The organism is Hyphobacterium lacteum, assembly GCF_036330345.1.
In the GTDB taxonomy this organism is placed as follows: domain Bacteria; phylum Pseudomonadota; class Alphaproteobacteria; order Caulobacterales; family Maricaulaceae; genus Hyphobacterium; species Hyphobacterium lacteum.
The window spans coordinates 35,267-49,529 of the sequence record NZ_JAZDRP010000009.1 but is presented as its reverse complement, the minus strand read 5'-3'; the positions used below and the strand labels follow the sequence as shown (position 1 = coordinate 49,529).

At 60.2% G+C, this 14,263-nt stretch carries 12 protein-coding genes; 2 read left to right on the top strand and 10 right to left on the bottom strand.

The window, feature by feature from the left end; translation table 11 throughout:
- Positions 1–27: 27 nt before the first annotated feature.
- The gene (gene queA / locus V0U79_RS12375) at positions 28–1,083 is read right to left on the bottom strand and encodes a tRNA preQ1(34) S-adenosylmethionine ribosyltransferase-isomerase QueA (RefSeq protein WP_330199828.1); all 1,056 of its coding nucleotides are present in this window, start codon (positions 1,081–1,083) and stop codon (positions 28–30) included.
- A 68-nt stretch (positions 1,084–1,151) separates the two neighbouring features.
- Between queA and V0U79_RS12370 the strand changes: the two genes are divergently transcribed.
- The gene (locus V0U79_RS12370) at positions 1,152–2,186 is read left to right on the top strand and encodes an endonuclease/exonuclease/phosphatase family protein (RefSeq protein ID WP_330199827.1); all 1,035 of its coding nucleotides are present in this window, start codon (positions 1,152–1,154) and stop codon (positions 2,184–2,186) included.
- On the opposite strand, the gene V0U79_RS12365 is transcribed toward V0U79_RS12370, so the two are convergent.
- The 6 genes from V0U79_RS12365 to ssb all read right to left on the bottom strand — a co-directional run bounded on the left by V0U79_RS12365 (position 2,183) and on the right by ssb (position 8,311).
- A complete protein-coding gene (locus tag V0U79_RS12365) occupies positions 2,183–2,635 on the bottom strand; it encodes a peptidylprolyl isomerase (protein WP_330199826.1) in 453 nt (150 codons plus the stop codon). The genes V0U79_RS12370 and V0U79_RS12365 overlap by 4 nt on opposite strands.
- 3 nt (positions 2,636–2,638) lie before the next feature.
- A complete protein-coding gene (locus V0U79_RS12360) occupies positions 2,639–3,631 on the bottom strand; it encodes a peptidylprolyl isomerase (RefSeq protein WP_330199825.1) in 993 nt (330 codons plus the stop codon).
- Positions 3,628–4,122, bottom strand: coding sequence for a pantetheine-phosphate adenylyltransferase (coaD, locus tag V0U79_RS12355; protein WP_330199824.1), 495 nt, complete (start codon positions 4,120–4,122; stop codon positions 3,628–3,630). Before coaD ends, V0U79_RS12360 begins: the two co-directional genes overlap by 4 nt.
- Complete coding sequence (gyrA, locus tag V0U79_RS12350) at positions 4,119–6,875, bottom strand: DNA gyrase subunit A (RefSeq protein ID WP_330199823.1); 2,757 nt, start codon at positions 6,873–6,875, stop codon at positions 4,119–4,121. Before gyrA ends, coaD begins: the two co-directional genes overlap by 4 nt.
- A 219-nt stretch (positions 6,876–7,094) precedes the next feature.
- Positions 7,095–7,841, bottom strand: coding sequence for a hypothetical protein (locus V0U79_RS12345; RefSeq protein ID WP_330199822.1), 747 nt, complete (start codon positions 7,839–7,841; stop codon positions 7,095–7,097).
- On the bottom strand, positions 7,838–8,311 hold the full coding sequence (gene ssb, locus V0U79_RS12340; protein WP_330199873.1) for a single-stranded DNA-binding protein: 474 nt from the start codon (positions 8,309–8,311) through the stop codon (positions 7,838–7,840). The genes V0U79_RS12345 and ssb overlap by 4 nt, the downstream gene beginning before the upstream one ends.
- Positions 8,312–8,436: 125 nt before the next feature.
- Here ssb and uvrA point away from each other — a divergent pair, with 125 nt between their 5' ends.
- On the top strand, positions 8,437–11,328 hold the full coding sequence (uvrA, locus tag V0U79_RS12335) for an excinuclease ABC subunit UvrA (RefSeq protein ID WP_330199821.1): 2,892 nt from the start codon (positions 8,437–8,439) through the stop codon (positions 11,326–11,328).
- Here the strand turns inward: uvrA and V0U79_RS12330 are convergent, their stop codons facing one another.
- From V0U79_RS12330 to V0U79_RS12320, 3 genes are all read right to left on the bottom strand, one after another.
- Positions 11,329–12,213 (bottom strand): hypothetical protein, encoded by an 885-nt coding sequence (locus V0U79_RS12330; protein WP_330199820.1) that lies wholly within the window; start codon positions 12,211–12,213, stop codon positions 11,329–11,331. It lies immediately after the preceding gene.
- A 61-nt stretch (positions 12,214–12,274) separates the two neighbouring features.
- Entirely contained in the window at positions 12,275–13,249 is a 975-nt protein-coding gene (locus V0U79_RS12325; protein WP_330199819.1) for a hypothetical protein, read from the bottom strand.
- A gap of 70 nt (positions 13,250–13,319) precedes the next feature.
- Positions 13,320–14,234, bottom strand: coding sequence for a hypothetical protein (locus V0U79_RS12320; RefSeq protein WP_330199818.1), 915 nt, complete (start codon positions 14,232–14,234; stop codon positions 13,320–13,322).
- Positions 14,235–14,263 lie beyond the last annotated feature (29 nt).

Below are 14,263 nucleotides of genomic sequence, written 5' to 3'. Positions count from 1 at the left end.
AAGCTCATTGCCCCGCTGTTCCGGCCGCTAGGCTTTTTCGATCAGGCAGGCATCGCCATAGGAAAAGAAGCGGTAATTCCGCGCGATGGCGTGGGCATAGGCGGCCTGCATGCGGTCCAGACCCGCCAGAGCGGACACCAGCATGAAGAGCGTGGACTTCGGCAGGTGGAAATTCGTCATCAGCGCATCGGTGACGCGGAATTCATAACCCGGCGTGATGAAGATGTCGGTATCCATTGTACCGGCGCGAACCCCGTATCCCTCGGCCAGGCTTTCCAGCGTCCGCAGCGCGGTCGTGCCAACCGGTACAACCCGCTTTCCCCTGGCTTTGGCCGCATTGATTGCGGCAGCCGCACTATCCGAAATCTCGCACCATTCCGAATGCATCTTGTGTTCGGACACGTTCTCGGTTTTCACCGGCAGGAAGGTGCCTGCGCCGACATGCAGCGTGACCTTGGTCATGGCCACACCGCGCGCGCGCAAGGCTTCCATCAGCCCCTCGGTGAAATGCAGGCCAGCCGTCGGAGCTGCCACCGACTCGGTCTTTTCCGGATCGGCAAAGATGGTCTGATAGTCGGCCTCGTCGGCCACATCCACGCCGCGCTTTGACGCGATATAAGGTGGCAACGGCGGTGCGCCGGCGGCTTCGATCGCAGCGTCCAGTTCCTGGCCGGACAGGCCGAAACGCAAGATGACATCGCCGCTTTCGGACTTTGATTCAAGCTGCGCTTCGAACGCTCCAAAGCGGATGACATCCCCTTGCCGCAAACGTTTGCCCGGCTTCACGAAGGCTCGCCAGCCATCCGGCCCCGACCGCTGATGGAGATTGACCAAGACCGTCACATCCTGCCCGCCTTCATCGCGCGCGGGACGGATGCCACTCAAGGCCGCCGGCAGCACCCGTGTATCGTTGAACACCAAGAGGTCGCCGGGCTGTAACAACGACGGCAGATCCAGCACGCCCAGATCTCCGAACGGCCCCTCGGCAGGGATATACAGCAAGCGAGCCGAATCCCGCGGTCTTGCAGGCCGCAGGGCAATCCGGTCTTCCGGCAGATCGAAATCGAAGTCGCTCAGTTTCATCGTGGCGGGGTCTATATTCTGCCGTAATCGACGGCAAGTTTCTGGCTGTCGATCAAGGGAGTTATTGCGTGAATTACCGGTTCAGGACCCAGCCCCGGCAAGTCCATCTGATCGACCTTCCCATTCTTGGCTTCGTGATCGTCACCCTGATGGTCTGGATGGCGCCTTTCTGGTCGTTTGCCGACCTCTTCCGGCAAGTCTGGCCGGTGTGGATGGCAGGGGCATTGGCCCTGTCGATCTCGACTTTCCTGTTGCGCGCACCCAGGCGCATCCTCGTGAGTGGCCTTGCATTTCTGATCCTCGTTCCGGCGATTGGCCCGGTCTTTTTCGTTGAGCGCGGCGAAAACTGGAATAGCAATGATCGGGGGCAGGACGTTTCGTTCGCCACCCATAATCTGTGGGGACGAAACCGGGCGCACGATCTGACCGCCGATGTATTGATCGGGATGGACGCCGATATTCTGGCGCTGCAGGAATCCGGCATCCGGACCCGGTCCATCCACCAGGCGCTGGCTAATCATTACGCTAACGAAGTAACCTGCAACAGAGCACCGGTCCGCATTTTCTCCCGGCTTCCCGTTACCGAATCGGGCTGCCTACGCGACATCCTCGACGAGAACCGGAGCGCGGGGGAGCCCCTCTGGCGCTGGGATTTTCCGGCCGCCGTCTGGGCCCGGATCGAACTACCGGATGGTGAAACCTTCGTTGTGATTTCGGTCCATTTCACCTGGCCGAACCCGTTGAGCTCGCAAAACGAGGAACGCATCAATTTCGCCGAGATCGCACAAATGTTCGATCAGGAAAGCCTTGTAATTCTTGGAGATTTCAATGCCGCCACGCCCTCTTCAGCGCTTTCCCGTTTCGATCGTGACCTGATACCCGTCAGGCGCACCCAATCAATGCCGACCTGGCCGTCCCAGGGCCGCTGGACGAATGAAGCAGGAAACACGGTCGCAATACCGACCATGTTCGCGGGAATCGACCATATCTATGCAGGCGAGCGCTGGATAACGGGCACGGTCGAGGTCGGCCCGAATACCGGGTCGGATCACCGCCCGGTATTCAGCAGAATGATTTTTCTGGAGGCCGAGAGCGCCAATTAGGCGTCGACGAGGCTGGCCTTGATGATCTTGCCCGGATCGGCAGGCGGCTCGCCTTTGGGCAGCGCATCGACATGTTCCATGCCCGAGATCACCTCGCCCCAAACCGTGTACTGGTTATCCAGATACGGCACTTCATCGAGGCAGATAAAGAACTGGCAATCGGCCGAATTCGGATCTGACGTCCGGGCCATCGAGCAAGCGCCGCGGGCATGCGGCTGTGCATTGAATTCCGCGTCTATCTTCTGGCCAGTGCCGCCCATGCCATTGCCGTCAGGGCAGCCGCCCTGAGCGACAAAGCCATCGATCACGCGGTGAAAGGTCAGCCCGTCATAAAAGCCGTCCTCGGCCAGCTCTGAAATCCGCGCCACATGCTTGGGCGCCAGATCGTCGCGCAGCTTGATGACGACGTCGCCGCCATCCAGCTGGAAAACCAGATTTTTATCAGCCATGTCCTACTCCGTGATGCGGACCGGGACATCAATGTCGCAGATATCCAGTCCTTCGTCCGTGTACGGCCCCAGCCACATGGCAAAGGCATCCGAATTTGTGTCGACGACCTCGACATTCACCTGGCCGTCAAAGCTTTCGTCCGAGCCAACCCGCATCGAGCGGATGGTATCCGGCGTGAACCCCGCATCCTGACCGGCCGTGCCAACCGCAATCGCATTCACGGCATCCTGCCCGGAACGCACACGTCCCCAGACCGTGTATTGCGCGTTCAGATGCTCGGCATTGCCGCGAGTGATATAGAACTGGCTGCCGGCGCTGTTGGGATCGCTGGTGCGCGCCATGGCGGCAGCGCCTTCGCAATGCAGAAGCCAGCTTTCCACGCGTCCATCCGCCGTAATGCCGGCCAGAGCCGCTGCCTGCGTTCCTGCAGGGAAGCCATTCCAGAATCCGGCACGGGCAATAGACGGGTTGCTGCGCGGATTGATCACCCGGTCCTGGGTTTCGTAGATGACGATCTCGGCAGGGCTGCGGCGCACTGTAAACTCACCGGGCACGCGGTCCATTGTCGTCGAATGCGACGGGTTGGAACGGCTACCACCGCCTTGCGCGACAAAATCATCAATCACGCGGTGCCAGACCAGAAGATCGTAGAAGCGCTCATTCGCCAGCGTTGTCATGCGCTCGACATGCAATGGCGCAAATTCCGGTGCCATCTCGACAATGATCATGCCGTGGTCGGTTTCGATATAGAGAAGCCTGTCCTGCGGCACCTCGCGCCAAGCGTCTTCAGGAAACTCGAACGGCTCGACCTCTTCTACCGGCTCCGCGGCTGGCTCTTGCACGAGGTTGGCCATCTCGACTTCGCCGACCGACCCGGACGTTTCACTGGTCTCTGTTGCATCACCGGTCACGGCCGCTTCGTCAGCGGAGTTGTCGGCACAAGCCGCTGCCGCCAGTGCCAGCCCGAATACACCTGACATCCAGAACCGTTTCATCGTTTGAACTTCTCCATCAACATTGCCTTCACCGAAGGTGAGACAAACGCACTGACATCCCCGCCGAGGCGGGCAATTTCCTTGACCAGGCGCGAAGCTACCGCCTGATGCCTTGGATCGGCCATCAGGAAGACGGTTTCAATATTCGAGTTCAGCCGCTGGTTCATGCCCACCATCTGAAACTCGTATTCAAAGTCGGACACGGCGCGAAGGCCGCGTACAATACTCGACGCCCCGACCTCCTCCGCGAAATGCATCAACAGCCCGTCAAAGGGCTTCACTTCTATTTCGGTAGAGGTTTTCAGCTGGTCGGCAACATCCTGGGCCATCTTCACACGCTCATCGAGGTTAAAGAGCGGCCCCTTGTCCTCATTGATCGCCACGCCAATCACCAGCTTGTCCACAAGCTTCACGGCCCGGCCGATAATATCGACATGACCATTGGTGATGGGATCAAACGTGCCCGGATAGAGCGCAATGCGCTGGGTCATTCTTCGGTGTCGCTCTCGACCGCTTCGTCGTCATCCTCGCCGCTTTCAGCAATCCGCACAACCGAGACCACGGATTCTCCCTCTCGTGGCTTCAGCAGCGTCACGCCCCTGGTGGCACGGCCCGCTATACGCACACTGTCGACAGGGAACCGGATGAGCTGTCCGCCATCGGTGACCGCCATGATCTGATCGGCATCCTCGACCGGGAAGCTGGCGGCCAGCGGAACCCCGCGCGAAAGGTCATGCCCCGCCACGCCCTGCCCGCCGCGGTTCATGGTGCGGTATTCATAGGCCGAACTGCGTTTGCCGATACCATCGGCTGCCACCGTCAGAACAAACTCCTCGGCCGCACCCAGTTCGGCGATCCGCTCTGGCGACAGGGCCGCTTCCTCGCCGTCTTCGAGCGAGATCTCCTCGGCCTCTTCGCCCTCCTCAAGTCCGGACATCGCCCGCCGCATGGCGGCTGCGTGCTTGAGGTAGGCGCGAGCCTCCTCGGTGGTAATGCCGACATGATGCAGGATCGCCATCGAGATCACATGATCGCCCTTGGCCAGTTTTACCCCGCGGACGCCGACCGAATTGCGGCCCCGGAAGACCCTTACATCGGTCGTGGCAAAACGAATGGCGCGCCCCTTGTAAGTGTGCAGCAGGACATCGTCGTTTTCGGTGCAAAGCCGGACATCAACGATCTGGTCTTCGCCTTCCAGCTTCATCGCGATCTTGCCGTTGCGATTGACCTGGACGAAGTCCGACAATTTGTTGCGGCGCACCGTGCCGGCCGTGGTGGCGAACATCACGTCCAGCTTTTCCCATTCCGTTTCGTCCTCGGGCAGAGCCATCACCGAGGTGATTGTCACGCCTTCATCCAGCGGGAAAAGATTGACCAGCGCCTTGCCGCGTGTGTTCGGCGCCCCGATCGGCAGACGCCAGGTCTTGGACTTGTAGACCATACCGTCCGAGGAGAAGAACAGAAGCGGTGCATGGGTGTTCGCGACAAACAGCGTCGCCACGAAGTCTTCATCCTTCATCGACATGCCCGAGCGGCCCTTGCCGCCGCGGCGCTGGGCCCGGTAATCCGACAGTGGCGTCCGCTTCACATAGCCGCCATGCGTGACGGTCACGACCATGTCTTCGCGCGCAATCAGATCCTCGTCCTCGACTTCCAGCTCCACATCGAGGATCTCTGTCCGGCGCGGCACCGCAAACTGTTCACGCGCCTCGAGCAATTCAGACTTGATGATCTCCTGGATCCGGGCGCGGGATTTCAGGATGTCGAGGAGGTCAGTAATTTTCTCGGCCAGTCCCTTGGCCTCATCACCGAGCTCCTCGCGGCCGAGCGCGGTCAGGCGGGCAAGCCGCAGATCCATGATCGCCTGTGCCTGTTCCAGCGTCAGCCGCAGTGTCTGACCGTCGCTGAGGACCGAGCGCGGGTCTGCCACCAGCGCGACCAGCGATGCCACATCAGCGGCCGGCCAGTCTCGTTCCATCAATTGCTCACGGGCCGTGGCAGGGTTCGGCGCCTTGCGAATAAGATTGATAACCTCGTCGATGTTGGCCACAGCCAATGCCAGACCGACGATGACGTGGGCGCGATCACGGGCTTTCTTCAGATCATGCCGGGCACGGCGGGCGACCACTTCTTCCCGGAAGCTCAGGAAAGCCTGCAGATAGCCGCGCATGCCCATCAGCTGAGGGCGGCCACCAACCAGCGAAAGCATGTTGACGCCGAAATTCTGTTGCATGGGAGACCAGCGGTAAAGCTGGTTCAGGATCACCTCGGCATTCGCATCCTTCTTCAACTCGATCACCACGCGCATGCCAGTGCGGTTGGTTTCATCGCGAAGGTCAGCGATACCCTCAATGCGCTTTTCCCGTACCAGGTCGGCAATCTTCTCGATCATCGAGGCCTTGTTCACCTGGTAGGGGATGGCGGTGACGATAATCGCCTTACGGTCCTTGCGGACTTCCTCAATGGAGGTTGTGGCCCGCATGACCACCGAACCACGCCCCGTAGCCAGGCCGGCCCGCGCGCCGGCACGGCCAACGATCTGTCCGCCAGTGGGGAAATCCGGTCCCGGCACCATTTCCAGAAGATCGAGGTCCGCGATTTCCGGATTTTCCAATAGCGCGACAGTCGCATCCACGATTTCGCCGAGATTGTGCGGCGGTATGTTGGTGGCCATGCCCACGGCAATGCCGCCGCCGCCATTCACGAGCAGATTGGGATAACGGGCCGGCAGTACGACGGGTTCGCTTTCCGAGCCGTCATAGTTTTCGGCAAAATCAACGGTCGACTTGTCGATATCTGCCAGCAGCGCCTCGGCGGGCTTGTCCATGCGGACTTCGGTGTAACGCATGGCAGCCGGCGGGTCGCCATCCACCGAACCGAAATTGCCCTGCCCGTCCAGCAGCGGCAGCCCCATGGAAAAGTCCTGCGCCATCCGCGCAAGCGCGTCATAAACAGCCTGATCGCCGTGCGGGTGGTATTTACCGATCACATCACCGACGACGCGGGCCGATTTCCGGTATTGCTTGTCGTGGGTATAGCCCTGCTCATGCATCGACCAGAGAATGCGCCGGTGAACCGGCTTCAGCCCGTCGCGCGCATCCGGAATGGCGCGGCTGACAATCACGCTCATCGCATAATCGAGATAGGAGCGGCGCATCTCGTCTTCGATGGAAATCGGCGCAACGCCATCCCCCATCGGCTGCGGAGCCTCGTCGGATACTGGCGGTTCGTTCTCGTCGCTCAAGAAAACCTCTTGCGTCTGGCGCAGGTGGCTGAAAGACGGGCCACGCGCGAACGGAAAGCCGGCGCAGGAATCGCCAGCAGAATCGAGCTGTTAACCTAGCCTTTTGATGCCCCGGGATCAAATGAACAGGGCCGTAGAGCAACAGCTCTACAGCCCTGATTTCATTTTGCTTTATTACATTTTGCCCGGAAATTTCCGGTTGGCGGAATTCCCGCCCGTTTATTGCGGCTGGCTTCCGAGTTCACGTGTGCCCAGTGTTATGGCGAGCAAAGCCTGGTTTTCACGGATATTGCGGCGCACCTGCTCTTCGATACCCGGCCAGAGAGAGCGGTTCTTCAACCACTCACCTTCGGGCATTTCAGCTCCGTTTACGGCAGCGAAATAAGCCGAGTCCGAACCCGAGCATATCCACCAGGGCGAAAACTGGCCGGTCGCGATCTCACCCGAAGAGAGAACCCGCTCCAGTGCCCGCTGCATACGCTCGGTTCGTGCCACGGTATTCCCGTCAGTCGTGATATTCAGCAGCGCTGCCACTTCCTGACCTGACATGTCAGTGATGATCTCGATGGCATTCATGGCCGTCGAGTCCACACACCGCAGCGCATCGTAGAAGGTCCGCGCCCGCGCCAAGAAGAACACATACACCGCCTGCTCCTCATCAAACGAAGCATAACGGCGAGCGGCCTCGAACAGCATCCCTGCCGGGATCGTATCGCGAGCCTCATAGAGCTGGGTCGCGATCTCGCGGTCGCGATCTGCGGACTCGGCCCGCAGATTGCCCATTTCCGCCAGCATCTCGCCCCAGCCATACTGGCCGACCACGAAATGGGTCACACCCTCATCACCAACCGGAACCTCGATCAGCTCGGGATAGCGGGTGCCGCCATATTCATCCTGCGCCACAGAAGCTGCTGACAGCGTGAAAGCGGCCGCAAGGCCGCAAACAATACGTGTAAACTCGATCAAAACGGTATCTCGTCGTCCATATCGTCATTCCGGAAACTGTCGCGGCTGTCGGACACCTGTCCACCGCCACCGGAACGATCTTCAGCGCGATCATACCCGCCACCGCCGGCATTGTCGCCCCGGCTGTCCAGCATCTGCAATTCACCACGGAAACGCTGCAGCACGATTTCGGTCGTGTAGCGGTCATTTCCGTCGCGGTCCTGCCACTTGCGGGTCTGTAGCTGGCCCTCGATATAGACCTTGGAACCCTTGCGCAGATAATTCTCGGCAACCTTGCAGAGGTTCTCGTTGAAAATCACGACATTGTGCCACTCGGTCTTCTCGCGGCGTTCGCCAGAGGACTTGTCCCGCCAGTTTTCCGAGGTTGCAATCCGCAGATTACAGACCGGGTCGCCGGAGTTCAGCCGGCGCATCTCCGGATCCGCTCCTAGATTGCCAATCAGAATGACCTTATTGACGCTGCCCGCCATATCACCATCTTCCTTGTCTGCTTCGGGTCTCCTCAAGAGGTAGACCCGGCCATTTTGTTCACATAATGTTCTCGCGGTCAATTGCGCGATTCCCTGCAGTTGAACGCACCAAGAGGCACAAGTCCATGACTGATCCCATGAAGTCGATCCGCGTACAGGGCGCGCGCGAACACAATCTGAAAGATGTGTCGCTGGAGATCCCGCGCGACCAGCTGATTGTCTTCACGGGACTTTCCGGCTCCGGCAAGTCATCGCTGGCCTTCGACACGATCTACGCCGAGGGTCAGCGCAGATACGTGGAAAGTCTGTCCGCCTATGCCCGGCAGTTTCTGGAACTGATGTCCAAGCCGGATGTGGATTCGATCGAGGGTCTCTCCCCGGCAATCTCGATCGAACAGAAGACAACCTCCAAGAACCCGCGATCGACTGTCGCCACGGTCACCGAAATCTACGATTACATGCGTCTATTGTGGGCGCGCGTCGGTGTTCCCTACTCGCCGGCCACCGGCCTGCCCATCGAAAGCCAGACCGTCAGCCAGATGGTCGACCGGCTGATGGAACTGGACGACGGCACGCGGCTCTATCTGCTGGCTCCGGCGGTACGCGGCCGCAAGGGCGAATACCGAAAGGAATTTGCCAACTGGCTGAAATCCGGCTTCCAGCGGGTGAAAGTGAATGGCGAATTCCATTCGTTGGAAGAACCGCCCGTGCTGGACAAGAAGTTCAAGCACGATATCGATGTCGTCGTCGACCGGGTCATAGTCCGCGAAGGCATGGAGCAGCGCTTTGCTGAATCGCTGGAAACCGCGCTCAATATTGCCGATGGCATTGCCGTCGCCGAATTTGCCGACAAGGCGAAGGGGGAGGACGCACCCCGCCGTATCATTTTTTCCGAAAAATTTGCCTGCCCGGTCTCCGGCTTCACTATCGAGGAGATCGAGCCGCGACTGTTTTCCTTCAACAATCCGTTCGGTGCCTGCCCGGCCTGTGACGGGCTGGGCCAGTCACTGAAATTCGACGAAAGCCTGGTCGTCCCCGACCGCAGCAAGAGCCTTTATGATGGCGCTATTGCCCCCTGGAGCCGGACCACGTCAAAGCTTTACCAGCAGACGCTGACCGCGCTCGCCGACCATTTCGGCGCTTCCATGTTCGAGCCCTGGCGCGACCTGCTGGACGATTTCAAGAAAGTCGTTCTCTTCGGGACATCCGAGAAGATCAAATTCAAGTATGAAGACGGTCTGCGCACGTTCGAGACCACCAAGACATTCGAAGGTGTCATACCCAATCTTGAGCGCCGCTGGCGGGAAACCGATTCCAGCTGGGTTCGCGACGATCTCGCCCGGTTCCAGTCGGCGCAGCCGTGCGAGACCTGCGGCGGCAAGCGTCTGAAACCGGAAGCCCTCGCTGTGAAGATTGGCGGCCAGGATATTTCCGATGCCAGCCGCGTCTCGATCCGAGAGGCTGCCGAGTGGTTCAGCCATGTCGAGGACGGCATGTCGGCGAAGGACAAGGCCATCGCCGAGCGTATTCTGAAGGAAATCCGCGAGCGCCTTAAATTCCTGGTCGATGTCGGGCTCGACTATCTGACGCTGGACCGGTCCTCGGGCACATTGTCAGGAGGAGAAAGCCAGCGCATTCGCCTCGCCTCTCAGATCGGGTCCGGGCTGACCGGCGTGCTTTACGTACTCGATGAACCCTCGATCGGTCTGCACCAGCGTGACAATACGCGTCTCCTGGAATCGCTGCGCGGCCTGCGTGACCTAGGCAATACCGTCATCGTTGTCGAACATGACGAAGAAGCCATCCTGACCGCCGATTTCGTCGTCGATCTGGGCCCGGCCGCCGGCGTTCATGGCGGCGAAATCGTTGCCTCGGGCAAACCGGACGACGTCAAGACCAATCCGAAAAGCCTGACCGGGCAATATCTGTCCGGCACACGTGAAATCGATATTCCCGACACGCGCCGCAAGCCGAAAAAGGGCAGGAAGCTCATCGTCGAGGGGGCTACGGGCAACAATCTGAAGTCCGTGACTGCCGAGTTTCCCTTGGGCATTTTCCTGTGCGTGACCGGCGTATCCGGCGGCGGCAAATCCACCTTGACCATCGAGACGCTCTACAAGGCCGCGGCCCGCAAGCTGAACAAGGCACAGAATGTGCCTGCCCCCTATGACCGGATCCGCGGGCTGGAACATCTCGACAAGATTATCGACATCGACCAATCCCCGATCGGCCGCACGCCGCGTTCCAACCCGGCCACCTATACCGGCGCGTTCACCCCAATCCGCGAATGGTTCGCCGGCCTGCCGGAATCAAAAGCCCGCGGCTACAAGCCGGGCCGTTTCTCTTTCAATGTGAAGGGTGGCCGCTGCGAAGCCTGTCAGGGCGATGGTGTGGTGAAGATCGAGATGCACTTCCTGCCGGATGTCTTCGTTCCCTGCGATGTCTGTCATGGCAAACGCTTCAACCGGGAAACGCTGGAAGTCACCTTCAAGGGCAAGTCCATCGCCGACGTGCTGGACATGACGGTTGAGGAAGGCGCCGACTTCTTCAAGGCGGTGCCGGCGGTGCGCGACAAGATGGAAACCCTGAAGCGCGTTGGCCTCGGCTATGTGAAGATCGGCCAGCCGGCCACCCAGTTGTCCGGCGGCGAGGCCCAGCGCGTGAAGCTCTCCAAGGAATTGTCCAAGCGCGCCACCGGCAAGACGCTCTACATTCTCGACGAGCCGACGACCGGCCTGCATTTCGAGGATGTCCGCAAGCTTCTGGAAGTCCTGCACGAGCTGGTCGAAAGCGGAAATTCCGTTGTCGTCATTGAGCACAATCTCGACGTCATCAAGACGGCCGACTGGCTGATTGACCTCGGCCCGGAGGGTGGTGATGGCGGCGGCACGATCGTCGCGGCCGGCACGCCCGAACAGGTGGCAGAGGTCGAGGCCAGCTGGACCGGCCGCTATCTCAAGCCGATGCTGGACCGTGATGCCGCCCGCAAGAAAGCGAAGCGCAAGAAAAGCGCCTGATTACTCGAAGGTCTGCGACAGAGGCCGGGTGCTTTCATCGATCCGCAAGGCCGCATAACTGGCCACCCCGCGCAGGATTGCCGCCGGGACAAGACTGATCATCTGCACGATCAGATAATATCCGAGAAGCGCAGCCCAGCTGGCCGGCTGGCCGTCTGCTCCCTGCCCGAACTGGTCAAACGGCAGATAGGCGATCAGCGCGGAATAGAAGGCCGTCGCAATAAAGGCGACGACGATTGCGACAAGCGCGCTTCCGAGAAGCGGCCAGAAAATCTGGCGTGCACCGCGCACGCCCTCCTGCAGCGCCACCCGGCCCTTCAATACGCCCAGCGCCAACACCGGCAGGGTGACTGTCGCTGTGGCTCCAACGGCGACGCCAAAAAATACCGTGCCCAACAAGGTTCCGATGGCCATGCCCCCGGCGCCGCCAAGGCCGAAAATCAGCGTCAGCAGAAACATGCCGAGAAAGCCCACCACCACGCTGGCGAGGAGCGCCAGAAGGACCAGAACGCCGCTCAACGCATAGACGAATTCATCCCGTCCCAGGCGGAAGGGAATAACGCCCAGCGACTGGCCACGGACAAACAGGCGCAACCATGCGGCTTCGAAAAACACGCTCAGCACCATCCCGGCAGCGATAAAGGGAAAGAGTGCACGCAGATAATTGCCGAGCAGGCCAAACATCTCTGCCGGATCGCCGCCTGACAGATCGGAATAGCCGGCCACCGCCAGCATTTCCGCACCAATCGACTGGACCTGTATGACGCTGAAGGCCGCACCGTAGAGCACGGTCCAGACCGATATCAGGATAAAATCAGCCGGCCGGGCGGTGAAAACCTCGATCGCGAAGCTCAGCGCTCGACCGGCGTTGAAGTCAGGTTTCATATTGGTGTCCGGCTTGCCTTGGATCGCCATTCTTCAGCGGCAATGTGATGGGTTCAAGCCATCATTCACTGACCGGCTGCGTTGCTTGCGACTGGATAGCGACCGACGCCCCGACACTGTGCCAGATGGCATCGTAGACGGACCGGAAGAAGAGCATGACGAGGCCCGCCGAGACCAGCGAGATCTGCGCGCCGGTAGAGGTCACGGCCTCCTCCAGGGCGCCGAGAAGCGCCTCCGGATTCGGCTCAATTCCGGTTTGAGCCGCAAGGAAAAGTTCCTGGAAGACCGGCATCAGCGCGCCGAGAAAAGCAAAATTGACGACCATCATGAATGCGCCGCCGAGAACCATCAGCATGACTGCCACCAGGATATAGGCGCCCAGCACCGGCCAGAATTTTCCTTTCGTGACGCTCCACGCGGGAAAGGCGATCCGGCGCTCAAGCACTGTTGCTGCCGGGGCCGCCGAAACCCGGACCCCAATGAAAAGCGCCAGACCCAGCATCACCAGAACCGCAATGGCGAACGTCAGCCCGCCCGCCAGTCCGGCATTCGAACTGCCGCCACCGGCCGCCGCAAGGCCCACAGCAACGCCTGTGAAAACGAGCACAAGAGCGAACAGGAAATAAAGCCCGATAGCGATCCCCAACAGGCCGACATTCGTCGCAAAAAGGTGCAATTCGTCACCGGCGAGGCGGAAGGGAATAAGCGGTGCCATTTCGTCACGGACAAGCAGGCGCAACCACGCCCCCTGCGCCATCAATGCGATCAGCATGCCGCCAATGGAAATCAGCGGCCCGACGGACATGATGCTGCCCATACGGTTGAACATTTCCGCCTCATCAGGACCGGTGCCGGAAAAGGCTTCCCCAAGGATCCAGATGTAGAAATCTCCGATCGTGACGAAGGCCAGATACATCAATCCGGCATTCAGCATGGCCTGCCAGAGCGCAATCCAGATGACGGCGGCGGGTTTGCGCCCGAACACATTGAAAAAGTGAAAGGTGGCTTTCCCGAAATCGAATGGCTGCGCGCCCATACGATCCTCCCCTGTCTGACCCGCGCTTATACTGCCAGAAAAGCGGCGTGGAGGCAGGGGGAAAACAGGCTCAGTCGTCCCCGCCCCAGGCCCGGTAAAGCGCCGTCGTCAGCCCGGCGAAGACGGGCAAGGTCAAAAATGCGGCTAGCCAGCCGTGCAGAAAGGCCAGAACGGCATAGAGCGGAAGCCCGGCAACAAGCCCGTTATCGGAAAACAGCCGCGCCGGTTGATGCACCGGCACATCCGCGAGGCGCTCACTGAGTACGCCGAAGCCATGAACCAGCAAACCGGCCGGCACAAAGACCAGGACACAGCCCAGCGCGACAGCAAAGCCTCGCTTTCTCGTCATTGCCATGACCGACAAGGCCTGAACCTTCCGCCGCGCCATGCTCGCAGCAGGTGCCAACAGCAACCGGCCGGCATATCCCGCCAGCATCACCAGGGCGAAAGCCCCGAGGATGATCGCGATACTCCACTCGACCGGGCCATAATAGGCCGCCAGATCCGGGATGTTTCCGGTCTCTACCGGGTTTTCAGGTGTCAGACCGGCCGTGTCCATCGACACCATGGAGACGGCGGCCATCAGGGCGGCATAGATCACCAGACCGATGCCAGCCGCCACAAGAATGAGGAAAAACACCAGCGCCCAGCTGGCCGCCAGACGCAATTCGTCTCCGCCCACTGCCAGACCGAAAAAGCCTTCAGGTTTGCCACGCAGGCTCAACCGGAACATGGCGGCCTGGGACATCACCATGGCGAAATACCAGAACACCAGGGCGATCAGATAGCGCGTCCAGTCCGGCGCCATGGCCTCGGACGTCACCAGCCCCGTTTCATATGTCAGGAATACAGCCGCCAGCCCTGGCAGGATCGCCACGATCATGGCTGCCATGACGTTTTGGCGCAGGAAAGAAACGGCTCGAACAACCGCACCCGGCAGGGCAGAGAAGGACGACATGCGTGTCATGGTGCCGAAATTAGCCAAGCACGAAGATTCAGCAATGCGGCATGTGC

Coding starts and splice junctions, on each gene's coding strand:
- V0U79_RS12360 (WP_330199825.1), bottom strand. CDS start 3,631: ATGAAACGGTTCTGGATGTCAGGTGTATTCGGGCTGGCACTGGCGGCA.
- ssb (WP_330199873.1), bottom strand. CDS start 8,311: ATGGCGGGCAGCGTCAATAAGGTCATTCTGATTGGCAATCTAGGAGCG.
- queA (WP_330199828.1), bottom strand. CDS start 1,083: ATGAAACTGAGCGACTTCGATTTCGATCTGCCGGAAGACCGGATTGCC.
- coaD (WP_330199824.1), bottom strand. CDS start 4,122: ATGACCCAGCGCATTGCGCTCTATCCGGGCACGTTTGATCCCATCACC.
- uvrA (WP_330199821.1), top strand. CDS start 8,437: ATGACTGATCCCATGAAGTCGATCCGCGTACAGGGCGCGCGCGAACAC.
- V0U79_RS12325 (WP_330199819.1), bottom strand. CDS start 13,249: ATGGGCGCGCAGCCATTCGATTTCGGGAAAGCCACCTTTCACTTTTTC.
- V0U79_RS12365 (WP_330199826.1), bottom strand. CDS start 2,635: ATGGCTGATAAAAATCTGGTTTTCCAGCTGGATGGCGGCGACGTCGTC.
- V0U79_RS12330 (WP_330199820.1), bottom strand. CDS start 12,213: ATGAAACCTGACTTCAACGCCGGTCGAGCGCTGAGCTTCGCGATCGAG.